This is a genomic window from Chenggangzhangella methanolivorans, assembly GCF_042648545.1.
GTDB classification, from domain to species: Bacteria; Pseudomonadota; Alphaproteobacteria; order Rhizobiales; family Methylopilaceae; genus Methylopila; species Methylopila methanolivorans.
The window spans coordinates 1-21,063 of sequence record NZ_JBHRXS010000001.1; the positions used below are offsets into that span (position 1 = coordinate 1).

At 69.3% G+C, this 21,063-nt stretch carries 22 protein-coding genes; 6 read left to right on the forward strand and 16 right to left on the reverse strand.

The window, feature by feature from the left end; all coding sequences use genetic code 11:
- The 5 genes from ACFOWB_RS00005 to ACFOWB_RS00025 form a co-directional block, all read right to left on the reverse strand.
- A partial coding sequence (locus tag ACFOWB_RS00005) for a tripartite tricarboxylate transporter permease (protein ID WP_378144984.1) occupies positions 1 to 383 on the reverse strand: 383 nt, incomplete at its 3' end.
- A gap of 13 nt (positions 384 to 396) precedes the next feature.
- A complete protein-coding gene (locus tag ACFOWB_RS00010; RefSeq protein ID WP_261401948.1) occupies positions 397 to 909 on the reverse strand; it encodes a tripartite tricarboxylate transporter TctB family protein in 513 nt (170 codons plus the stop codon).
- Between the two features lie 216 nt (positions 910 to 1,125).
- Positions 1,126 to 2,112 carry a tripartite tricarboxylate transporter substrate binding protein gene (locus tag ACFOWB_RS00015; RefSeq protein WP_261401947.1) on the reverse strand — a complete coding sequence of 329 codons (987 nt, stop codon included), beginning with the start codon at positions 2,110 to 2,112 and terminating at the stop codon, positions 1,126 to 1,128.
- A 105-nt stretch (positions 2,113 to 2,217) separates the two neighbouring features.
- On the reverse strand, positions 2,218 to 3,204 hold the full coding sequence (locus tag ACFOWB_RS00020; RefSeq protein ID WP_261401946.1) for a tripartite tricarboxylate transporter substrate binding protein: 987 nt from the start codon (positions 3,202 to 3,204) through the stop codon (positions 2,218 to 2,220).
- A gap of 106 nt (positions 3,205 to 3,310) precedes the next feature.
- Positions 3,311 to 4,075 carry a GntR family transcriptional regulator gene (locus tag ACFOWB_RS00025; protein WP_261401945.1) on the reverse strand — a complete coding sequence of 255 codons (765 nt, stop codon included), beginning with the start codon at positions 4,073 to 4,075 and terminating at the stop codon, positions 3,311 to 3,313.
- Positions 4,076 to 4,224: 149 nt separating this feature from the next.
- On the opposite strand from ACFOWB_RS00025, the gene ACFOWB_RS00030 reads away from it, so the two are divergent.
- Positions 4,225 to 5,424 (forward strand): pyridoxal-phosphate-dependent aminotransferase family protein, encoded by a 1,200-nt coding sequence (locus tag ACFOWB_RS00030; RefSeq protein ID WP_378144987.1) that lies wholly within the window; start codon positions 4,225 to 4,227, stop codon positions 5,422 to 5,424.
- 231 nt (positions 5,425 to 5,655) lie between these two features.
- On the opposite strand, the gene bhcD is transcribed toward ACFOWB_RS00030, so the two are convergent.
- The 9 genes from bhcD to ACFOWB_RS00075 form a co-directional block, all read right to left on the reverse strand.
- Positions 5,656 to 6,621: an iminosuccinate reductase BhcD gene (gene bhcD, locus ACFOWB_RS00035; RefSeq protein ID WP_261401944.1), complete on the reverse strand. Its 966-nt coding sequence runs from the start codon at positions 6,619 to 6,621 to the stop codon at positions 5,656 to 5,658.
- Positions 6,622 to 6,643: 22 nt separating this feature from the next.
- Positions 6,644 to 7,807, reverse strand: coding sequence for a 3-hydroxy-D-aspartate aldolase BhcC (gene bhcC, locus ACFOWB_RS00040; protein ID WP_261401943.1), 1,164 nt, complete (start codon positions 7,805 to 7,807; stop codon positions 6,644 to 6,646).
- 13 nt (positions 7,808 to 7,820) lie between these two features.
- Positions 7,821 to 8,768, reverse strand: a complete 948-nt coding sequence (bhcB, locus tag ACFOWB_RS00045) for a beta-hydroxyaspartate dehydratase BhcB (protein WP_261401942.1) — start codon at positions 8,766 to 8,768, stop codon at positions 7,821 to 7,823.
- A gap of 350 nt (positions 8,769 to 9,118) precedes the next feature.
- A complete protein-coding gene (locus ACFOWB_RS00050) occupies positions 9,119 to 9,412 on the reverse strand; it encodes a putative quinol monooxygenase (protein ID WP_261401941.1) in 294 nt (97 codons plus the stop codon).
- A gap of 14 nt (positions 9,413 to 9,426) precedes the next feature.
- Positions 9,427 to 10,404: a 2-hydroxyacid dehydrogenase gene (locus ACFOWB_RS00055; protein ID WP_378144991.1), complete on the reverse strand. Its 978-nt coding sequence runs from the start codon at positions 10,402 to 10,404 to the stop codon at positions 9,427 to 9,429.
- A 36-nt stretch (positions 10,405 to 10,440) separates the two neighbouring features.
- A complete protein-coding gene (locus ACFOWB_RS00060) occupies positions 10,441 to 11,940 on the reverse strand; it encodes a tripartite tricarboxylate transporter permease (RefSeq protein WP_261401940.1) in 1,500 nt (499 codons plus the stop codon).
- Positions 11,941 to 11,944: 4 nt separating this feature from the next.
- Positions 11,945 to 12,391, reverse strand: coding sequence for a tripartite tricarboxylate transporter TctB family protein (locus ACFOWB_RS00065; RefSeq protein ID WP_261401939.1), 447 nt, complete (start codon positions 12,389 to 12,391; stop codon positions 11,945 to 11,947).
- Between the two features lie 4 nt (positions 12,392 to 12,395).
- The gene (locus tag ACFOWB_RS00070) at positions 12,396 to 13,379 is read right to left on the reverse strand and encodes a Bug family tripartite tricarboxylate transporter substrate binding protein (RefSeq protein WP_261401938.1); all 984 of its coding nucleotides are present in this window, start codon (positions 13,377 to 13,379) and stop codon (positions 12,396 to 12,398) included.
- A gap of 213 nt (positions 13,380 to 13,592) precedes the next feature.
- Positions 13,593 to 14,687 (reverse strand): calcium-binding protein, encoded by a 1,095-nt coding sequence (locus ACFOWB_RS00075; protein ID WP_261401937.1) that lies wholly within the window; start codon positions 14,685 to 14,687, stop codon positions 13,593 to 13,595.
- Positions 14,688 to 14,943: 256 nt separating this feature from the next.
- Here ACFOWB_RS00075 and ACFOWB_RS00080 point away from each other — a divergent pair, with 256 nt between their 5' ends.
- From ACFOWB_RS00080 to ACFOWB_RS00095, 4 genes are read left to right on the forward strand one after another with little or no spacing between them, the layout of a single operon-like run.
- Positions 14,944 to 15,405 (forward strand): MarR family winged helix-turn-helix transcriptional regulator, encoded by a 462-nt coding sequence (locus tag ACFOWB_RS00080; RefSeq protein WP_261401936.1) that lies wholly within the window; start codon positions 14,944 to 14,946, stop codon positions 15,403 to 15,405.
- A complete protein-coding gene (locus ACFOWB_RS00085; RefSeq protein ID WP_261401935.1) occupies positions 15,402 to 17,444 on the forward strand; it encodes an FUSC family protein in 2,043 nt (680 codons plus the stop codon). The genes ACFOWB_RS00080 and ACFOWB_RS00085 overlap by 4 nt, the downstream gene beginning before the upstream one ends.
- Complete coding sequence (locus tag ACFOWB_RS00090; protein ID WP_261401934.1) at positions 17,444 to 17,641, forward strand: DUF1656 domain-containing protein; 198 nt, start codon at positions 17,444 to 17,446, stop codon at positions 17,639 to 17,641. The genes ACFOWB_RS00085 and ACFOWB_RS00090 overlap by 1 nt, the downstream gene beginning before the upstream one ends.
- Positions 17,642 to 17,655: 14 nt before the next feature.
- Positions 17,656 to 18,546 (forward strand): efflux RND transporter periplasmic adaptor subunit, encoded by an 891-nt coding sequence (locus tag ACFOWB_RS00095; protein ID WP_261401933.1) that lies wholly within the window; start codon positions 17,656 to 17,658, stop codon positions 18,544 to 18,546.
- A 6-nt stretch (positions 18,547 to 18,552) separates the two neighbouring features.
- Here ACFOWB_RS00095 and ACFOWB_RS00100 read toward each other — a convergent pair whose 3' ends face one another.
- Together ACFOWB_RS00100 and ACFOWB_RS00105 are read right to left on the reverse strand one after the other, a co-directional pair.
- The gene (locus tag ACFOWB_RS00100) at positions 18,553 to 19,920 is read right to left on the reverse strand and encodes a sensor histidine kinase (RefSeq protein ID WP_261401932.1); all 1,368 of its coding nucleotides are present in this window, start codon (positions 19,918 to 19,920) and stop codon (positions 18,553 to 18,555) included.
- Positions 19,917 to 20,627 carry a response regulator gene (locus tag ACFOWB_RS00105; RefSeq protein WP_261401931.1) on the reverse strand — a complete coding sequence of 237 codons (711 nt, stop codon included), beginning with the start codon at positions 20,625 to 20,627 and terminating at the stop codon, positions 19,917 to 19,919. Before ACFOWB_RS00105 ends, ACFOWB_RS00100 begins: the two co-directional genes overlap by 4 nt.
- 186 nt (positions 20,628 to 20,813) lie before the next feature.
- Here ACFOWB_RS00105 and ACFOWB_RS00110 point away from each other — a divergent pair, with 186 nt between their 5' ends.
- Positions 20,814 to 21,050 (forward strand): hypothetical protein, encoded by a 237-nt coding sequence (locus ACFOWB_RS00110; protein WP_261401930.1) that lies wholly within the window; start codon positions 20,814 to 20,816, stop codon positions 21,048 to 21,050.
- Positions 21,051 to 21,063: the final 13 nt, after the last annotated feature.

Below are 21,063 nucleotides of genomic sequence, written 5' to 3' on the forward strand. Positions count from 1 at the left end.
ATGAGCAGCACGCCCGAGATCGCGCCGATGAAGGAGGCGGTGAAGGCGGCGGTGAGCGCCTCGCCGGCGCGTCCTTCCTGGGCCATCGGATAGCCGTCGAAGGTGGTGGCGACCGACCAGGCTTCGCCTGGAATGTTGAACAGGATCGAGGTGATGGCGCCGCCGAAGAGCGCGCCCCAGTAGATCGACGACAAGAGGATGATGGCCGACGTCGGGTCCATGCCGAAGGTGAGCGGCAGCAGGATCGCGACGCCGTTGGGGCCGCCGAGGCCCGGCAGAACCCCCACCACGATGCCGAGCAGCACGCCGACGATCATGAAGCCGACATTGTGCCAGGAGAGCGCGACCTGGAAGCCGCCGAGCAGCGCGGAGAAATCGTCCATCCGGGGCTCTCCTTCAGTAGCCGAACATGGCTTCGAGCGGCCCCTTGGGGAGCGGCACGAGGAACTCGATCTCGAACACGAAGAAGCAGACGAGCGGCACCAGCACCGAGGTCAGCAGGATCGTGTGCCAGCGCGCGCCGCCGACGATCGGCATGAAGACGGCGGTGAAGATCGCCGCCGCCACATAGATGCCGAGCGGCTCGACCAGCACGACGAACAAAGCGAGCGGCCCGAAGACCTTGGCCACCATCAGGAGCTGGGACCAGGTGGCGAAGATCGCCGGCGGCTCGCGGAACGCCTGGACCAGCAGGAAGAGCGAGCCGGCGAGGAAGATCCAGCCGACGCGCGCGGGAAAGAAGCCGCTTTCCGGCCCGCCGTTCCAGCCCGCGCCGCGGCCGTAAGAGTCGTAGAGCACCGCGGCCGCAAGCCCGATCAGGATCAGCGAGACCACGATCTCCACCGCCCGCTTCGACGGCCCGCGCGCGCCGGGATCGTCCGGCTGTTCGATGTCGGCTGAAAGGGACATGGGACTTCTCCGTCGGCGGCCCGTGTCGAGCCGGCTGCTTGGGAGCAGCGGGATTGCGTGCTTCGAGACGCCTCGGCCGATGGCCGAGGCTCCTCAGCATGAGGAGGGTTGCAGCCTGCCATCCTCCACGCGCCTCATGCTGAGGAGGCCGCTATGGCGGCCGTCTCGAAGCACGCAGTTGGGTCGCCGCAGGCTGCTCCCCTCGAGCGCTCGCGCTCAGTTCGTCGGCAGGAAGCCGGCCTTGCCCATGAGCTCCTTGTGCTTGGCCTCGTCGGCCGTGAGGAACTCCTCGAACGGCTTGCCGTCGCGGAAGTCGGGGAGCAGGCCGCTGCGCTCGAGGTAGTCCTTCCACTCGGGCGTCTCGACCGCCTTCTTGAACATGTCGACGTAGAAGGCCTGCTGCTCGGGCGTCACGCGGCCGGGCATGAAGATGCCTCGCAGCATGTTGTAGGTGAACTTGACGCCCTGCTCGCCGCAGGTCGGCACGTCCGACCACGACATGTCGTTGGCGACCTTGGTGGTGTAGCGCATCCGCTTTTCAGACAGCAGGCAAAGGGGCTTGGCCGTCCCGCCCTTGAAGCTGCCGATCTCCTCCGACGGGTTGCCGGTCGAGGCCTGGATGTGGCCGCCGGCGAGCTGCGTCGAGGTTTCGCCGCCCGACTTGTAGGGGATGTAGGCGAACTTGACCCCGGTCTCGGCGCCGAGCGCGAAGGTGATGAGGTCGTCCTCGCGCTTCGATCCGGCGCCGCCGATCTTGAAGGGCGGAGACGCGGTTTTGGCGGCCTCGATGAACTCGGTGAGCGTCTTGTAGGGCGCAGACCCTTGCGCCCAGATGAGAAACTCGTCCTGCGCCAGCATCGCGACCGGCGTGAAGTCGCGCCAGTTGACCGGCATCTTGGTCGAGAGCGGGGTCATGTAGATGCCGCTCGAGGTGGTCAGAAGCTTGTGCGGGTCGCGCGCGGACTTCTGGATGTCCATCATGGCCTCGCCGCCGGCCGCCGCCGGCTTGTTGACCACGATGACGGGCTGCGGCGACAGGCTGTGCTTCTGGATGAGGCCCTGGAGCGTGCGGGCCATCTGGTCCGAGGCGCCGCCGGGGCCGAACGGCACCACGATCTCGATCGGCTTGGTGGGCTCCCAGGCGTAGGCCGGGGCGGCGGTCACGCAGGCGACCGCGCAGGCCGCAGCGAAAAGCTGCTTCATCGTTTCATTCCTCCCAGATCCGGCGCTCTGGCGGCGCCTGGAACAGCCGACTTACCACGTCCCGGGGCCGCGCGTCGCCGACGCCGCGGCCCAAAGAAGCGGCGCTCAGTTGCCCGCGATGAAGCCGGCCTTGGTCAGGAGATCGCGGTGGCGCTCCTCGTCCTGCTTCAGAAAGGCGACATAGGCCTCGCCCTCGCGGAAGTCGGGAACGAGCGCGTTGCGGGCGATGTACTCCTTCCACTCGGCCGTCTCGGAGACCTTCTTGAACAGGTCGACGTAATAGGCCTGCTGGTCCGGCGTCACCCCGCCCGGCATGAACATGCCGCGGAGCATCTGGTAGGTGACGTTGAGGCCGAGGCTCGGGCAGGTCGGGATCTCGGACCAGCTTTTGTCCTCGGCGACCTTCTCGGTGTAGGGCAGCGCCTTCTCGGAGAAGATGCAGAGCGGACGCGTCTGGCCGCCGCGCCAGTTGGCGACGTCCTCGGCCGGATTGTTGGTGGTGGCCTCGAGATGGCCGCCTGCGAGCTGGGTCGAGGCCGCGCCGCCGCCGGTGTGCGGGATGTAGGCGAACTTCGCGCCGCTCTCGCGCTCCATCGCCACGACGAGGAGCTGGTCCTCGCGCTTCGACGAGGTGCCGCCGACCTTGAACGGCGGCGAGGCCTTCTTGGCGGCTTCGATGAAATCGGCCGGCGCCTTGTAGGGGCTGTCGGCCTTGACCCAGAGGCCGAAGGCGTCCTGCGCCATCATGGCCACGGGGGTGAAATCGGTCCAGGAGACCGGGAGCTTCGTGGTCATCGGCGTCATGAAGATGCCGCTCGAGGTGGTCAGCAGCCGGTGCGCGTCGCCCTTGGATTTCTGGATGTCGACCATGGCCTCGCCGCCGCCGGCCGCGGGCTTGTTGACGACCACGATGGGCTGCTTGGACAGGCCGTTCTTCTGGATCGCGCCCTGGATCACGCGCGCCATCTGGTCGGAGGCGCCGCCGGCGGAGAACGGGACCACGATCTCGATCGCCTTGGTGGGCTCCCAGGCGAAGGCCGGGGCCGCAAGCGCGCACGACGCGGCGAGAGCCGCCGCAAGCTGCTGCTTCATCGCTTTCACTCCCTCAAGCGAGGCGCTCTGACGGCGCCTTCAGGAGGACTGTAAGCGAGATCTAATTTGCATTCAAACTGAAAAAGGAAGAGTTCGCGTCTGCATATTATGCGACTGAAGTCTCATCCTGCGGGAGCGCGCCGGCGCCGTCGCTCGCGCCCTGATGGACGTCGAGCGCCGCGAGTTGCTTGTTGCGCAGGTGAAGGAACAGGATGTCGCTGAGCTCGCGGCCGTCGCGCCGGCGCAGCGCGTCGAGCATCGCCTCATGCTCGCGCATCGCCTGCCCCCAGCGGTCGCGGTGTTGGTCGAGATTGGCGGCGTAGCGCGTGCGCCGCAGCCGCGCGGACAGCGTGCGGTAGGTCTCGTCGAGCGTCGCGTTGCGGGCCGCCGCGACGATCGCGAGATGGATCGCCTGGTTGCAGCGGAAGTAGCCATGCAGGTCGCGGCGCAGGTAATAGCCGTACATTTCGTAGTGAAGCCGCTCGACCTCAGCGATCTCGGCCTCCTCGACCTTCTCGCAGGCGAGCCGCCCGGCGAGCGCCTCCAGACCCCCCATCACGTCGAAAAGCTCGTGGATGTCATGCGGCCTTAAGGGGCGGATGCGCGCGCCGCGATTGGGCAGGAGATCGATCAGACCTTCCGACGCCAGGACCTTCAGCGCCTCGCGCAGCGGCGTGCGGGAGACGCCGAAACGCTCGCAGAGGTCGCGTTCCGGCACGCGGGCGCCGTCCGCGAGATTGCCCTCGACGATGTAGTCGCGCAGCGCGACCAGCAGCTCGCCATGGAGGCTCGCCGGCGCGCGCGGCCGCTCGGCCTCGCCCGTCGGCGGCGTCGCGGGAGCGCCCGGAACAGGATGCGGCAACTCGTTCATATCTCACTGGATAGGCCAGGCTTGCGCATCTGTCGAGCGCCAGCAGGACACACCTTGCGTTCGAACGTGACTTGCAGGCTCCAAAAATGAATGCAAAACAGGAGACCGAAGTCGCTCGGAAGCGGCGACGCGGAGAGGGAGAGCGTCCCATGACGCAGCGCGGACATCATTTCCTGAACATTCCCGGCCCGTCGCCGGTGCCTGAGCGCGTGCTGCGCGCCATGAACCGGCAGGTGATCGATCATCGCGGACCGGACTTCCAGAAGCTCGGCCGCGAGGTTCTGGCGGGCTGCCAGGCGGTGTTCCAGACGAAGAGCCCGGTGGTGATCTATCCGGGATCGGGCACCGGCGCGTGGGAGGCCACGATCGTCAACACGCTCTCGCCCGGCGACCGCGTGCTGATGGTCGAGACCGGACATTTCGCGAGCCTTTGGAAGAAGATGGCGGACCGCTGGGGCGTCGAGGTCGACTTCGTGCCCGGCGACTGGCGCAGCGGCGTCGACCCGGCTCTGGTCGAGGCCAAGCTCTCCGAGGACAAGGCCCACGCCATCAAGGCCGTGGCGGTCGTGCACAACGAGACGTCGACGGGCGTGACGAGCCGCATCGCGGAGATCCGCAAGGCGATCGACGCGGCGAACCACCCTGCTCTCCTGCTGGTCGACTCGATCTCCGGCCTCGCCTCGGCGGATCTGCGGCACGACGAATGGGGCGTGGACGTCACCGTCAGCTGCTCGCAGAAGGGCCTGATGCTGCCGCCGGGCCTCGGCTTCACCGCGATCTCGGACAAGGCGCTCGCGGCGTCCAAGACCAACACCATGCCCCGCTCCTACTGGGATTGGGCCGAGATGATGAAGCCGAACGCCGACGGCTGGTTCCCCTACACGCCCGCCACCAACCTGCTGTGGGGTCTCAACGAGGCGATCGCGATCCTGCTCGAGGAGGGGCTCGAGAACGTCTTCGCCCGCCACCAGCGGCTCGCCGCCGCGACCCGCGCCGCGGTCGAGGCTTGGGGGCTGGAGATCCTCTGCCGGAACCCCAAGGAATATTCGCCGGTGCTGACCGCGGTGATGATGCCGCCGAGCCATGACGCCGACGTCTTCCGCAAGATCGCGCTCGAAAAGTACGACATCTCGCTCGGCACCGGCCTTGCGAAGCTCCAGGGCAAGGTGTTCCGCATCGGCCATCTCGGCGAGTGCAACGAGCTGATGCTGATCGGCGCGCTGTCGGGCGTCGAGATGGGGCTCAGCGCCGCCGGCGTGCCCCATCGCAGCGGCGGCGTTCAGGCCGCGATGGCCTCGCTCGAGGGCGCCAAGACCCAGAACGCGCCGCTTCGCGCGGTGGCTGGCTGAGATGTAAAAGGGCGGCGCCCGCAAAGGACGCCGCCCTCTTCATTTCCAGAAATCTGGATCAACGAACTGCGTGCTTCGAGACGCCCGCTGGCGCGGGCTCCTCAGCATGAGGTTGGTTTGAGCGCTCCATGAAGCGCTAAGCCAATGCGCAGACCTCCCTCATGCTGAGGAGCCGTCCGCGAGGACGGCGTCTCGAAGCACGCGGTTCGGTCATGCCGTGGCCAACCAACGTCAGAAGTCGACGTCGGTCCCCTGCCCCGAGGCGCTCGCGCGCTCGGCGACTTTCGACGCGACCGCAAGATCCTGCAGCCCGACGCCGGTGCCGTCGAACAGCGTGATCTCCTCGTCCGAGGTCCGGCCCGGATGGTCGCCGTTGATCACGGCGCCGAGCTCCACGATCGCGTCCTGCTTGATGAGCCCCGCGGCGATCGCGTGCTGGCATTCGCCGATGGTGATCGACTGCGCGATCTCGTCGGTGAAGACGGTCGCCTTCGCCACGAGCTCGGCCTCGACCTCCTGCTTGCCCTTGGTGTCGGTGCCCATGCAGGCGAGGTGAACGCCGGGGCGCACCTGCGCTGCTTTCAGGATCGGGTCGAACGAGGAGGTGATCGTGATGATCACGTCGGCCTCGGCGCCCATCCGGTCGAGATCCACCGCCTCGAACAGCAGCCCTTTCTCGGCCGCGACGTCCTTCAGCTTCGTCAACGCCTCCGGCTCGATGTTCCAGCCGATGACCTTCTCGAACGCACGCTGCGCGAGCGCGGAGCGGAGCTGGAAGGTGGACTGGTGGCCAGCGCCGATCATGCCGATCACCTTCGCGTCCTTGCGGGCGAGATGCTTGATCGAGATCGAGGAGGCGGCGGCCGTCCGCAGCGCCGTCAGCAGGTTGCCGCCGATCACCGCCTTGCAGCGGCCGGTGTCGGCGTCGAACAGAAAGACGGTCGACTGGTGGTTGGTGAGGCCCTTGGCCATGTTGCCCGGCCAGAACCCGCCGGACTTCAGGCCAAGCGCCAGCGACTGGCGGTCGAAGCCCGACTTGAAGCCATAGAGCGCGTCCGCATGGCCGATGGCCTCGCGGATGACCGGGAAGTTGTAGGCCGCCTTCGAAGCCATCGAGGCGAACACGCTCTCGACGGCTTCAAAGCACTCGGCAGGGGTGATCAGTCCGGCGACGTCGCGCTCGGGAACGATGATCATGAGGGGTGACGCCTTTCGCTGATCAGTAGGCCTTGCCGCGGGCCGAGACCGGCCACACCGTCTCGACCTTGCCGTCGCGCACGCCCACATACCAGTCGTGGACGTTGCAGGTCGGGTCGCAATGGCCCGGCACGAGGCGCAGCTTCTCGTTGATGGCGAGCACGTTGCCCGAATCCTCGATGACGCCGTGCTCGTCGGAGCACTTGATGTACTTCACGTCCTCGCGGCCGAAGATGACGGGGAGGCCGGAGTCGACCGACTGGGCCTTGAGGCCGGCGTCGCAGATCGCCTTGCCGGACTTGGCGTGGCTCATGACGCTCGTGAGGATGAACAGCGCGTTCTCCCACTCGCCCTTGTCGATGCGCTCGCCCTTCTGGTCGTGCACGCGGCCGTAGTCGGCGTCCATGAAGGCGTAGCTGCCGCACTGCAGTTCGTTGAAGACGCCCGAGCCGGTCTCGAAATAGTAGCTGCCGGTGCCGGCGCCGCTCACGAGCTCGCATTCGAGGCCGACCGCCTTCAGCGCCTCGACCACGCCGGTCACCTGGGCGACCACGGCGTCGGTCTTGGCCTTGCGCTCCTCGTAGGACACGATGTGCTGCATCGCGCCCTGATAGGCCTGGAGACCCGCGAAACGCAGGCCTTCAGCGGCGTCGATGGCCTTGGCGATCTCGACCACTTCCGGCGGAGTGACGACGCCGCAGCGGCCTGCGCCGCAATCGACCTCGACGAAGCAATCGAGCTGCGTCGCGTGCTTCACGGCGGCGGCCGACAGATCTTTCACGTTCGTCACGTCGTCGACGCAGACGATGATGCGCGCGCCGTATTTCGGCAGGCGGGCGAGACGGTCGATCTTGGCCGGATCGCGCACCTGGTTGGATACCAGAATGTCCTTGATGCCGCCGCGGGCGAAGACCTCCGCCTCCGACACCTTCTGGCAGCACACGCCGACCGCGCCGCCGAGCTCCTGCTGGAGCTTCAGCACGTCGACGGACTTGTGCATCTTGCCGTGGGCGCGGTGGCGGATGCCATGGGCCTTGGCGTAGTCGCCCATCTTCTTGACGTTGCGCTCGAGCGCGTCGAGGTCGAGCACGAGGCAGGGCGTGGAGATCTCGCTCTCGTCCATCCCCGGCAGGGCGGGAACGTCGAAGCCGACCTCGAGGCCTTCGAACTTCGTTTCCATCTTCATGTCGTCGTCTCCTTCACAGCCAGGGCAGCTTGTCGAGATCGACGTTGCCGCCCGTCAGGATGACGCCGACGCGCTTCTGCGCGAAGACGTCCGGGTTTTTCAGGACCGCGGCGAGCGGAACCGCGGATGACGGTTCGACCACGATCTTCATGCGCTTCCAGATCAGCTTCATGGCGTCGACGATCTCCTGCTCGGAGACCGTCAGGATGTCGGTCACATGGGACTTCACGAAGCGCCAGGTGAGGTCCTTGAGCGGCACGCGCAGGCCGTCGGCGACAGTCTCGGGCGCGTCGTCGGCGATGATGTGGCCGGCCTTGAAGCTTCGCGCCGCGTCGTCGGCCTGCTCGGGCTCGGCGGCGTAGATCTTGATGTTCGGCGCAAGGTTGGAGAGCGTCAGGCACGTGCCCGACACCATGCCGCCGCCGCCGATGGGCGCGATCACCGCGTCGAGACTTTCGACGTTCTCGATCATCTCCTTCGCGCAGGTGCCCTGCCCCGCGATCACCCGCGGGTCGTTGTAGGGGTGCACGAACTCGGCGCCGGTCTCGGCCACCACCTCGGCGAACGTCGCCTCGCGCGACGTCACGGACGGCTCGCATTCGACCACCCGCGCGCCGTAGCCGGCGACCGCGTCCTTCTTCGCTTGCGGGGCAGTGCGCGGCATCACGACGGTGCAGGGGATTCCTCGCCGGCCCGCCGCATAGGACAGGCACGTGCCGTGATTGCCGGAGGAATGAGTGGCGACGCCGCGCGCGGCCTCGGCGTCGGACAGCCCGAACACGGCGTTCGACGCGCCGCGAGCCTTGAAGGCGCCGGCCTTCTGCAGGTTCTCGCATTTGAAGAACAGCTGCGCGCCGGCGAGGCCGTCGACGTGGCTCGACGTCAGCACCGGGGTGCGATGGACATGCGGCTTGATGCGCTCGTGAGCGGCGAGCATGTCGTCGAGGGTCGGGATGATCATCGGTCGCCGCTCCTTGAAGCTCCGAGCGTTTCGAGGCCGGCCGGCCCCCATGCGGCGGGCCTCCGGTCGCAGGCCACGGCGCGTCGAAGGCCGCTCACGCGCTGCTTGGTATCACGCCGCTCCAGATCGCCAAATGATTTTGCATTCATTTTTTGACGTCGATCGGCGCCGATCGATCAGATCGGTCAGTTCAATGGGACGAAGCCGAGGCTGATCCAGCCCCGGACGTGGCCGCGAGGGTGAAATTCCGCGCATCCGCATTCAAAGCTTCGCGAAATCGGGCCGAGCGCATAATGCAAACGCCGCCGATCGGCGGAACGCCCGCCGCGGCATGGCGGATATGCCGGAGCCTATCCCACGCGCACGGGATCGAGGACGAACGCGGTTCGCTCCGCCAGCTCCCCGACCTTCGAGACATAGTCCCGGAAATGCGGCGTCTCGCGATGGGCCGCGACCGCGTCGGCGTCGACATAGAGTTCGTCCAGCACGAAGCGGTTCGGGTCCGCTTTGTCCCGCCACACGTCCCAGCGCAGCGAGCCGGGCTCCGCGCGACTTGGCTCCGCCATTCCCAGAAGCAGGGCCTCGAGCTCCTCCGCCCGGCCGGGCCGGGCGATCAGGACGGCGACGATCTTGGCGGCGGGCATCTGAGGCCTCAGGTTCAGGCGGACTGGGCGGTCCAGGGCGTTTCTGGCACTGGCGTCACCGGGCCCTTGCCGTCGAACCAGGTCTCGAGGTTCGCGACCGTCAGATCCGCCATCCGCTCTCGCGTCCAATGGGTGCCGGAGCCGACATGGGGCGTCAGCACGACGTTGGCGAGCCTGCCGAGCTCCGGCATGTAGGCCGGCTCGCGCTCGAACACGTCGAGGCCGGCGGCCAGGATCCCGCCGGACGTCAGCGCATCGACCAGCGCCGCCTCGTCCACCACCGAGCCGCGCGCGACGTTGATCAGCACGCCGTTGGGGCCGAGCGCCTTCAGGACCTCGGCGTTCACCGCTTTGTTGGTCGCCGCCCCGCCCGGCAGGATGACGATCAGCACGTCGCAGGCCTGCGCGAGACCGAGGAGATCGGGAAAATGCCGATAGCCGAGCCCCTCGACCGGGCGGCGCGAATGATAGGCGATCGGCCGCCCGAAGGGCTCGAGGCGCTTCGCCACCGCCTGGCCGATCCGCCCCATGCCCGCGATCCCGATCGTGCGGTCGCGCAGCGTCGCGGTGAGGCGGAACGGGCCGCCGTTCCAGCCGCCCGAGCGCAGGTAGACGTCGGACTGCGGGATCTCGCGGATGGTCGCGAGCGTAAGGCCGACGGTGAAGTCCGCGACCTCGTCGGTCAGCACGTCTGGCGTGTTGGTGACGACGATCCCGCGCCTGGCGGCTTCCGCGACGTCGACGCTGTCATAGCCGACGCCGAAGCCCGACACGATCTCGAGCTTCGGCAGGCGATCCATCAGCGCGGCGTTGATGGGCAGGCGGCCGCGGGTGACGATCCCGCGGATCTCCGCTCCGCGCTCGGCGAGCAGCGCGTCAGGCCCGTCGGCGCCCGGTCGCAGCAGTTCGAAGCGCCGCCCGAGGTCGCGCTCGGAATTGCCCATCAGCTCGCCGAGGACGAGCAGGGGTTCGCGGCGGGCGGCGTCGGACATGCGGGCGTTCCTTGAAAGACGGGCGAGAGGCGCCGGCTATTCGGCCAGCGCCTCCTCGCGCTTGCGCGCGATCTTGGGCGAGAACATCGCGATCAGCAGGGCGGCCACGACCGCGAGGATCACGGCCGAGATCGGCGAGGTGAAGAACACGCTGACGTCGCCGTCGGCGATCAGCATGGCGCGGCGGAAGTTTTCCTCGAGCTGGGGACCGAGCACAAGGCCGAGCAGCAGCGGCGCGGGCTCCACGCCGATCTTGATGAAAAAGTAGCCGATCGCCGCGCAGCCCAGCATGAGCCAGACGTTGAACATGCTGTTGGAAATGCCGTACGCGCCCACGCAGCAGAACAGCACGATGGCCGGAAACAGCAGCCGGTAGGGGATCTTCAGCATCGAGATCCACATGCCGATGAGCGGCAGGTTGATGACGAGCAGCATCAGGTTGCCGACCCACATCGAAGCGATCAGGCCCCAGACGAGCTGCGGCTGCTCGGTCATGATCTGGGGGCCGGGCTGGATGCCATGCATCATCAAGCCGCCGATCATCAGGGCCATCAGCGCGTTCGACGGAATGCCGAGCGTCAGCAGCGGGATGAAGCTCGTCTGCGCGCCGGCGTTGTTGGCGCTTTCGGGCCCCGCCACGCCCTGGATCGCGCCCTTGCCGAACTGCGAGGGATCCTTGGCGAATTTCTTCTCGAGCGCATAGGCCGTGAAGGGCGGCAGAGCCGCGCCCCCGCCCGGCAGCACGCCGAGGAACGAGCCGATCGCGGTGCCGCGCACCATTGCGGGAAACGCGGTCTTGAGATCCGCCCAGCTCGGCAGCAGACCCGTGACCTTCCTGGCCACCACCTGCCGGTCGGTCGGGCGTTCGAGATTTGCCGCGATCTCCCCGAGGCCGAACAGGCCCATGGCGATCGGAACGAAGTCGAGCCCGTCGGCGAGCTGCGGGAAACCGAACGTCATGCGCTGCGCGCCCGACGAGACGTCGATGCCGACGATTCCGAGGATCAGCCCGAGCACGATCATCGCAAGCGCCTTGGCGACCGAGCCGTGGGCGAGCACGACGGCCGCGATAAGGCCGAGCACCAGCAGCGAAAAATATTCGACCGCCGTGAACTTCAGCGCGAGCGAGGCGAGCGGCAGCGCGAGCACGGCGATCACGATGGTCGCGACCGTGCCGGCGAAAAACGATCCGATGGCGGCGATCGCGAGCGCGAGGCCGGCCTTGCCCTGCTTCGCCATCTGGTGACCGTCGATGCAGGTGACGACCGAGGAGGTTTCGCCCGGGACGTTGACGAGGATCGCGGTGGTCGAGCCGCCATATTGCGCGCCATAGAAGATGCCGGCGAGCATGATGAAGGCGGTGGGCGGCGCGAGCCCGAAGGTGAAGGGCAACAGCAGCGCCACCGTCGGCACCGGGCCGATGCCCGGCAGCACGCCGATCGCGGTTCCGATCAGCACGCCGAACAGGCAGTAGGCGAGATTGACGGGCTCGGTCGCGGTCGACAGGCCGATCAGGAGATTTGCGAAAAGGTCCATGGCCTCACCAGAAGCCGACGGGAAGCGGCAGCGACAGCGCCTTGACGAAGAGCAGCGCGGAGGCCGCCGCGATCGCGAGCGCGAAGGGAATGATCTCGAGCGCCTTGGTCTCGCGGCTCCCGAGCGCGGCGATGACGACGGTCGCCGCCGCCGCGACCACGATGCCGCCCTTCGCGCCGAGCAGCGCGAAGGCCGCGATCGCGGCGAGGAGGCAGGCGAGCGGGCGGACCTGCGGCGCCTCGATCGGCTCGCCGCCCCGCGTCAGCCCGCGGACGGCGAAGAACAGCCCGAAGGCCATCGCCATTCCGGCGAGCGCGCGCGGCATGAAGCCCGGCCCCATGTCGGCGGGCGTGCCGAAGGCGAGGTTGCGGGTCGCCCAGAACACGAGGCACGCGACCGCGATCAGGAACGCGCCGAACAGCGCGTCCTTCAGGTCGAAGCGGCTGGTCACGGGCTTACTGGCCCTTGATGCCGGCGTCGGCGATCACCTTGCCCCAGCGCTCGGTGTTGGTCTTGAGCCAGGAGCCGAGCTCCTCGCCCGACCCGCCGACCACCCGGCCGCCCTGCTGCTTGATGCGATCGACGACCTCAGGGCGCCTCAGGATCTCGTTCATCGCGGCGTTCATCGCCTGGACGCGGTCGGGCGGCGAGCCCGCGGTCGTCATCAGGCCTTGCCACGAGCCGGCGTCGGCCTGCGGCAGCTTGGCCTCGGTGAAGGTCGGCAGGTCGGGCGCCGCGGCGTTGCGCTGCTCGCCCGTCACCGCGAGACCCTTGAGCTGGCCGTTGGTGACGAAAGGCAGCGTCGCGGTCGCGCCGTTGATGATGAGCTTGCTCTCGCCGGAGACCACGGCCTGAGTCGCCGCCGCGCCGCCCTTGTAGGGCACGGTCTTCCACTGGATTCCGAGTTCTTTCGCCATCGCCACCGCGGTGATGTGGTTCACCCCGCCGATGCCGGAATTGGCGACCGCAAGCTTGCCGGGGTTCGCCTTGACGTAGGCGAGAAGGCTCGGCACGTCCGTGACGCCCTCGAGCTTAGGGTTCACCGCGAGCACGTAAGGCGAGAACATCACCATCGTGACGGGCGCGAGATCCTCGAGCGGCTTGTAGCTGAGGTCGGGGAAGAGGCCCGGGGCCGAGGCCACGGTGCCGACGTCGGTCAGCAGATAGGTCTGGCCGTCCTTGTCGGCCTTGGCGACCGCGTCCGCGCCGATGTTGCCGGCCGCGCCCGGCTTGTTCTCGACGACGACCGTCTGGCCGATCTTTTCCTGCAAGAGCGGCGCGAAGATGCGCGCGAGCGTGTCCGACGTGCCCCCGGGGGCGTAGGGCACGATGATGCGGACGGTGCGGTCGAAACCCTGGGCGAAACCGGGGACCGGCAGCGCGAGGGCGGCGGCGAGCGCGCACAGCCCCGTCGTCGCCATGCGGCGGGTGATCTTCATGGACGTCCTCCCAAACGCTGCGTTTCGCAGACTGTTTGACCGGAGCGTCGAACCACGGACCTTTTCTGTCCATGTCCATTCGGGCATCGATCGATGCTTAGATTGAATTGCTGGACCTTGAAACGAAGGCGGTGTGGCTCGATCGGGACGCGCCGGCCCCTCGGCCGGCGGGGGCGTCAGATCGGAGCGCGCGGCTTCTGACGGAAGGCGAGGCTACCAAAACGCATCATGGTGATCGGCCGCGTCCGGGGCGACCTCCTGGTGCCGTTGCAGCCAATCGGCCACGACCTCATGCGCCTTCGAGCCGTCGCGCGGACGGTAGATCAGCACGTCGCCTTCGTCGGGATTGAAGTCCACGATCTCGTCGAAGTCGTCATAGTAGAAAATGTCGGCTCCCGCGCCGCCGATCAGCGTGTCGGCGCCCGCGCCGCCCCTGAGCACATCGGCGCCGTCTCCGCCGACGATCAGGTCGTCGCCGCCGCGCCCGCGAAGAACGTCGGCCCCGCCAAGCCCGTTCAGGACATTTGCGCCGCCGTCGCCCGCGAGTTGGTCGTCGAAGCCCGACCCCGTGACGTTCTCGACCTTGCTCAGGACGTCCGTCGCCGCGGCCCCGCCGTTCACGCCGCTTCGCAGGTCGATCGTCACGCCGGAGCGCTCGAACGCATAGGAGATCTCGTCGATCCCGCTTCCGCCGTCGAAGCGGTCGAAGCCTGCGCCTGCGATGACCGTATCGTTCCCGCCGCCGCCGAACGTCTCGACGCCCCCGGATGCAGACCTGTCGAAGCTCGTCGAGCCGTCGACGACGTCGTCGCCTGCGCCGAGCGAGAGCCTCCTCGATCCCGCTTCGACCACCTGGGCGTAATTGACGACGTCATCGCCCGCGCCGCCGCTGAGCCGGCAGAAGAACAATCCTAGATCGATCGTGTCGTCGCCGGCGCCGCCGTCGATGTAGGACGCTCCCCCAAGCTGAACGATGTGGTCGTCGCCCGTCCCGCCGTAGAGATGTTCGGACCCGACGGTCGATCGCCGCGTGGTCCCGTAGATCAGGTCGTCGCCGCTTCCGCCCCTCGCTTCGAAGGAGGAGGCCCCGTGAAGCGTGTCGTCGCCGGCGCCGCCGCGGATGGCGCGCAAGTTGATCGAACCGGTGATCTCGTCGTCTCCGCCAAGGCCGTAGACCGTGAACTCCCAGCGGGAGCCGCCGCCCTCATAGACGTAAACGTCGTCTTCCCGGGTCAGATAGACGCCGGTCGGATCGCGGCCGGACGCCGGGTCTGCGGCTGGAGCGCCCATGTGGTCCAGATCGGTCATCGCGAGGCCCTTCCGTCGAAGCGCGACGCGGGGATCGGCCCGGCCGCCCGCAAAGACGCCGCACGGCATCATCGGCGGCCGCGGGCATGTCCGCCATGGCCCCGTTCGGCGATCCGCTTACCTCATCTGGTCAGAGCCACGCCCCCGACGGCGACGCGAGGGGGCGAAAGCAACGCGCTCGCCGCATGACAGCCACGCGCGGCGCTCCTGCGGAAGTCGCTAGACTCCTATTAGATAGCTTCCTATTTATTAGGTCATGTCGAAACCCATCGATCCCGCAGACGCCGCCGAGTTCGGCTACCAGCTCGCCTTCGCGGCCCGCCGCTGGCGGCGCGAGCTCGACGACGCGCTCGGCGGATCCGGCCTCACCGACGCGAGCTGGCGCCCGCTCGTCCATCTCGGACGGCTGGGCGAAGGCGCGCGACAGAGCGATCTCGCGCGCTCGCTCGGCATCGAGGGCCCGTCGCTCGTGCGCCTGCTCGACCGGCTCGCGGCCGCGGGCTTTCTCGAACGGCGCGAGGACGCTTCAGACCGCCGCGCCAAGACGCTGCACCTGACGCCGGAGGGCCGCCGGCTGGTCGACCGCCTGCGTGCCGTCGTCGCCGACGTCTGCGCCGCCATGGTGGAGGACGTCGCGGAGGAGGACTTCGCGGCCTGCATGCGCGTCTTCGCCCGCCTCGGCGCGCGCGCCGAGAAATCCGCGAGAGACGCGGCGTGAGCGCCCCCGACCCGAAACAGCTGATCTTCGCCGCGCGCACCACCGCGGCGGCGCTGCTGGCGGCCTTCATCGCCTTTCTCGTGCACCTGCCGCAGGCCTCGACCTCGATGATCACCGTCTTCATCGTGTCGCAGCCGCTCGCCGGCATGGTGCTGTCGAAGTCGCTGTTCCGCGGCGCCGGCACGGCCGCGGGCGCGGTCGCGGCGATCGCCTTCACGAGCGCCTTCTCGAACGCGCCGGAGCTGTTCGCGCTCGCGGTCTCGCTCTGGATCGGCGGATGCGTGGCGGCCTCGGTCTATCTGCGCGACGCGCCGGCCGCCTATGGCGCGATGCTGTCGGGCTATTCGGTCGCGATCATCGCCTTTCCCGCCGTCGAGGCCCCGGACACGATCTTCCAGGCGGCCCTCGATCGCGGCTCGGAGATCATGGTGGGGATCGCCTGCGCGACCGTGCTCAGCCAGATCGTGTTCCCGCAGAGCGCGGCCGACACGCTGAAGGCCGCGACGCTTTCGGTCGTGTCCTCCGCCTCGCGCTGGGCCGCCGACACGCTGCGCGGCCGCCCCGACCCGGCGGCGGTGCTTGCCGACCGGCGTGCGCTCGTCGCCAAGGTCACGGCGCTCGACGGGCTGCGCGTCCAGGCCTCGTTCGACAGCCTCGAGACGCGCCGCTCCAACCGGGCGCTCAGGCTGCTGCATGCGCGCATCGTCAATTTCCTCGCGCTGCTGGTCTCGATTCACGACCGGCTGGAGATCCTGCGCGCCGAACGTCCGGCTGCGCTCGAGCGGATGGAGCCCCTGCTCGCTCAGGCCGCCGACGCGATGTCGCCGGAAGCGGGCGCTGACCGGCGGGCGGCGGCCAAGGCCGCGCTCCTGTCGGCCACGCCGGACTTCGAGGCGCTCGCCGCCGACCGCGCGCGGCTGATCGAGCGCACCGTGCTGCTGCGGACCGCAGACCTCGTCGCCCTGCGCGACGATCTCGACCGCGCCCGGCCGGCAGGCGCAGGGGACGGCGACGACGCATCGCTCACCATCGCGCGCTACCGCGACCACGGCCTCGCCTTCGTCGCCGGCCTCTGCGCCTTCGTCGCGGTCGGCGCGGTCTGCGCCTTCTGGATCGCGACCGGCTGGAAGGACGGCGCAGGCGCGGCGATCATGACGGCGGTGATGATGAGCCTGTTCGCGCAGGCCGACGATCCGTCGGCCGCCGCCGGAGGCTTCTTCAAGATGACCGCGGTCGGCTCCGTGGTCGCCGGCGCCTACGCCTACGCGATCTTGCCGGGCCTCGAGGGCTTCGAGGCGCTCGCTCTCGCGCTCGCGCCCTTCCTGTTCGCCGCGGCCTACGCGATGACCATCCCGCGCTACACGCTGCCCGCGCTCGCCAGCGCGCTCGGCGCGCTCAACGCCATGGGGCTCGTCAACGTCATGACGCCCGATTTCGCAAGCTTCGCCAACGGCGCGCTCGCCCAGCTCTTCGGCATTGGGCTTGCGGCCGCGCTGCTCAGCGCGCTTCGGCCGATCGGCGCCGCCTGGCCCGTGGCGCGCCTGACCTCGGGCCTTTACGCCGACCTCGCCGAGGCGGTGGCGGGCCGCAGCGCGCCGAGCCGCGTCGCCTTCGAGAGCCGGATCCTCGACCGGGTCGACGGCCTGATGCGTCGGCTCGACCTCTCGGATCCGAACCAGCTCGCGCTCGAGCAGGGCGCGCTGGCGAGCATCCGGATCGGCCTCAACGCCATCGCGCTGCGGGGCGTCGCGCGCGACCTGCCCGACGAGGTCTCCGCGCCGCTCGTCTCCGCGCTCGCCGCGACGGCGCGCCATTTCCGGCGGCTCGCCCGCGGCGAGGCTTCCGCGCCCCCGCTCGCCGAGCTCGACCGGGCGCTCGACGCCGCGCTCGACGCCCGCCTCGCGGACCGCCCCGACGCCGCCGACGCGCCGGTCTGGATCGCGGCGCTGCGCGGGGGCCTGGCCCATCACCCGCGGATGTTCGGCGAGGCGGAGCCGACGCCTGCGCCCGAACACGGGCCGCTGAAGGAGGCCGCCTGATGATCAAGGAAGTCGATCTCTTCGGCGTCTTCGTGCCGCCGCTCATCGCCTATGCGGTCCTCGCCGCGCTGATCTGGCAGCCGATGCGCATGGTCCTCGAGCGCGCCGGCTTCTACCGCGCGGTCTGGCACCCGGCGCTGTTCAACCTCGCGGCCTACGCGATGACGCTCGCCGGCGTCGTGGCCCTGCTGAAGTGAGAAGGATCTTCGAAATGCCGTGGTGGAAGGCGGGACTTCGGGTCGCCCTGACGCTCCTCGTGGTCGCGGGCGGGATCGCCGGCGGCGTCTATGTCTGGCGCGCCTATATGGACGATCCCTGGACGCGCGACGGCCGCGTGCGCGCCGACATCGTCCGGCTCGGGGCCGACGTCTCGGGCGCCGTGACGGAGGTGCGCATCCATGACAACGAGGTGGTGAAGAAGGGCGACGTGCTGTTCGTGGTCGATCAGGCGCGCTTTCGCCTCGCGCTCGACCTCGCCCATGCGACCGAGGCCGGCAAGCAGTCCGACCTCGAGCAGAAGCGCCGCGAGGCCGACCGCCGCGACAAGCTCACCAGCGCGGCGCTGTCGGAAGAGTCCAAGGAGCAGGCCCGCGCGGCGGTCGACGCGGCGGACGCCGCCATGCGCGCCGCCGTCGCCGATCGCCAGAAGGCCGAGCTCGACCTCGCCCGCACCGAAGTGCGCGCGCCGGTCAACGGCCACGTCACCAACCTCCTGCTGCGGCCGGGCGACTACGTCTCCCCGGGCAAGGCGGTGGTGGCGATCGTCGACTCGGATTCCTTCTACGTCGCGGGCTATTTCGAGGAGACCAAGATCGCCCGCATCCATACGGGCGACGTCGCGACGGTGCGCCTGATGGGCCGTTCCGACGACCTCAAGGGCCGGGTCCAGAGCGTCGCCCGCGCCATCGTCGACCGCGACAACGCAGCCGGCGACGACCTCATCGCCAACGTCAATCCGAGCTTCTCTTGGGTCCGCCTCGCCCAGCGCGTGCCGGTCCGCATCAAGCTCGACGCGACGCCCGACGACCTGGGGCTGACCGCCGGACTCACCGCGACGGTGGTGATCACGCCGTCCGGAGCCGAGGGCGCCCGCCAGCCGTAAGGCTTGCTACCCCTCCGCCGCCTCGGAGACGCCCGCGCGCGGATCAAACAGCGGAACGCGCGCCACGAACCGCGCGCCGCCATGGGCCGAATCCTCGATGGCGAGCGTCGCGCCATGGGCGTCGACGAGCGCGCGAACGATCGCAAGGCCAAGCCCCGACCCGCCCGTTCGGCGGTTGCGCGAGGTCTCGAGCCGCACGAACGGCTCCAGCAGCTCGGCGCGTTTGTCCGGCGGAACTCCGGGCCCCTCGTCCTCGACGGCGAGCGTCGCGATCCCGTCCGCGACGCGCAGCCCGACATGCGCGACGCGGCCATAGGCGACGGCGTTGTCGATGAGGTTCGAGGCGATGCGGCGAAGCGCGACCCGGTCGCCGAGCACGAGCGCCTCGCGGCCGTCGGACGAGAAGGCGACGGGCGCGCCGAGCGCCTGCCGGTCCTCGACCTCGCTGCGGACGATGGCGTCGAACTCGACGAGCTCCTGGACCAGCTCCCCGGCGCCTGCGCGGCTTGCGAGCAGCGCGTCGTCGAGCAGGCGGATCATGTCCGCGATGTCGTTTTCGGCGCGGGCGCGCTCGGCCTCGTCGGGGATCTGGTCGAGCTGCAGCCGCAGCCGCGTCGCGAAGGTGCGCACGTCGTGCGAGATGCCGCCGAGCAGCGCCATGCGGGCCCGCAAAAGCGTCGCGAGCCGCTCGCCCAGCCGGTTGAAGGCCGCGACCAACGCCTGGACCTCGGGCGCGCCGCGCCGCGGGACGGGTATCGGCGTGTGAGCGTCGAGCAGCTCCATCTCGTCGACCGCCGAGGCGAGGCGCGCGATCGGCCGCGTCTCGCGCTGCATGATGATGAGGGCGACCAGCGCGATCAGCGTTCCGATGAGACCGGCCCCGAGCCCGACCGGCAGCCCGAACCGCGTCACCGCGACCGGCCCGCGCGTCTTAAACATCAGCGTCGCGCCGTCCGCGAGCCCGACGCGGAGCTCGAGCGCAGGCGCGGCGTAGACGAAAAGCTTGGGGAAGAGATGCTCGCGCGAGGAGGCCGAGTCCAGGCTCACAGAGAGCGGCCGCCCGCCGAGCGCGGCGGCGTAGGGCTCGAGCCAGTCGCGATCCGTCCGGCTCGGATCGAGCGCTGCGCCCGGCGCCGCGAGGCTCGCCCGCAGCGCCTCCGAGCTCACCGCCGAGAGCGCGAGATCGCGGTCCGCCGGCGCGGTCCGCTCGATCAGCTCGACGATCGCGGCCACCCGGGCCGGCGAGGGCCGCGCCTCGACGGCGGCGGCGTCGAACCCCTTGTAATAGATGATCGCGGCCAGCAGCCAGGCGGCGAGCAGCGCGCTCACCATGATGGCGCCGATGCGCGTCGCGAGGCTGAGCCGTCCTCTCACGACGCCGACCTCACGACGGCCGAGAACAGGTACCCGCCGTTGCGCACCGTCGCGATCAGCCCGGGCGCGGCGCCGGCGCTTTCGAGTTTTCGGCGCAAGCGCGAGACCAGCATGTCGACGGTCCGGTCGTAGGGTTCGGACGCGCGCCCATGGGTCCATTCGAGGATCTGGTCGCGGGTGAGCACGCGCCGCGGCCGCTGCACGAAGCAGGCGAGCAGCTCGAACTCGGCGCTGGTCAGCGTCATCGGTTCGCCGCCCGGCTCGAAGGCCTGGCGGGCGTCGACGTCGACCGAAAAGCCGTCGAAGGCGAAGCGGCGCGAGGGCGGCGCGGCGGGCCTGGCGTCGGCGCGGCGCAGCAGCGCGCGGACGCGCGCCACCAGCTCGCGCGGGCCGAAGGGCTTCGCGAGATAGTCGTCCGCCCCGACCTCGAGGCCGATCACGCGGTCGATCTCGTCGTTCCTGGCGGTGAGCATCAGGATCGGCAGCCAGTCGCCCGCGCGCACGCGCCGGCAGATCGAGAGGCCGTCCTCGCCCGGCAGCATCAGGTCGAGGATCATCAGGTCCGGCCGCCGGAGCGCCATGGCGGCGTCCATCGCCTGCCCGTCCTCGACATGGGCGACCTCGTAGCCCTCGCGGCGCAGCAGGTCGCCGACCATGCGGCCGATGTCGGGATCGTCCTCGACGATGAGGATGGCGGCGGCGCTCATGGTCCCTACTTGTCGGCGCCGCATCGGCGGACCGCAAGAGCGTCTTGCGATTTTTACAAGCCGTTACACGTCGTGACGAAACGCGACGCTTTGGCGCCGGGGCGTGATCGGCGCGTGACGCCGCGACGCCAGTCTCCTCCCCATCGCCGGCCGCTCTTCGGGTCGGCCCCAGGGAGACCTGTTCTCATGACCAAGATCTTCGCCGCCTCGGCCTATGTCGCCGTCATGTCCTGCGCCATCGCGACCGAAGGCGCCTTCAGCCGCCAGCCGGAGGCCTCGTCGAGCCACGCGGCCGTCCATGGCGGCCGCAAGGACGAGACGCGCCTCGCCTCCGCCTCCGACGACTGGGGCTCGGGCCGCTTCGCCGAACTCTCGCGCACCGGCGCGAACGAGACCACCGCGGTCCGCGCGCCGTCGCGCTGACCCCAGCCGATCC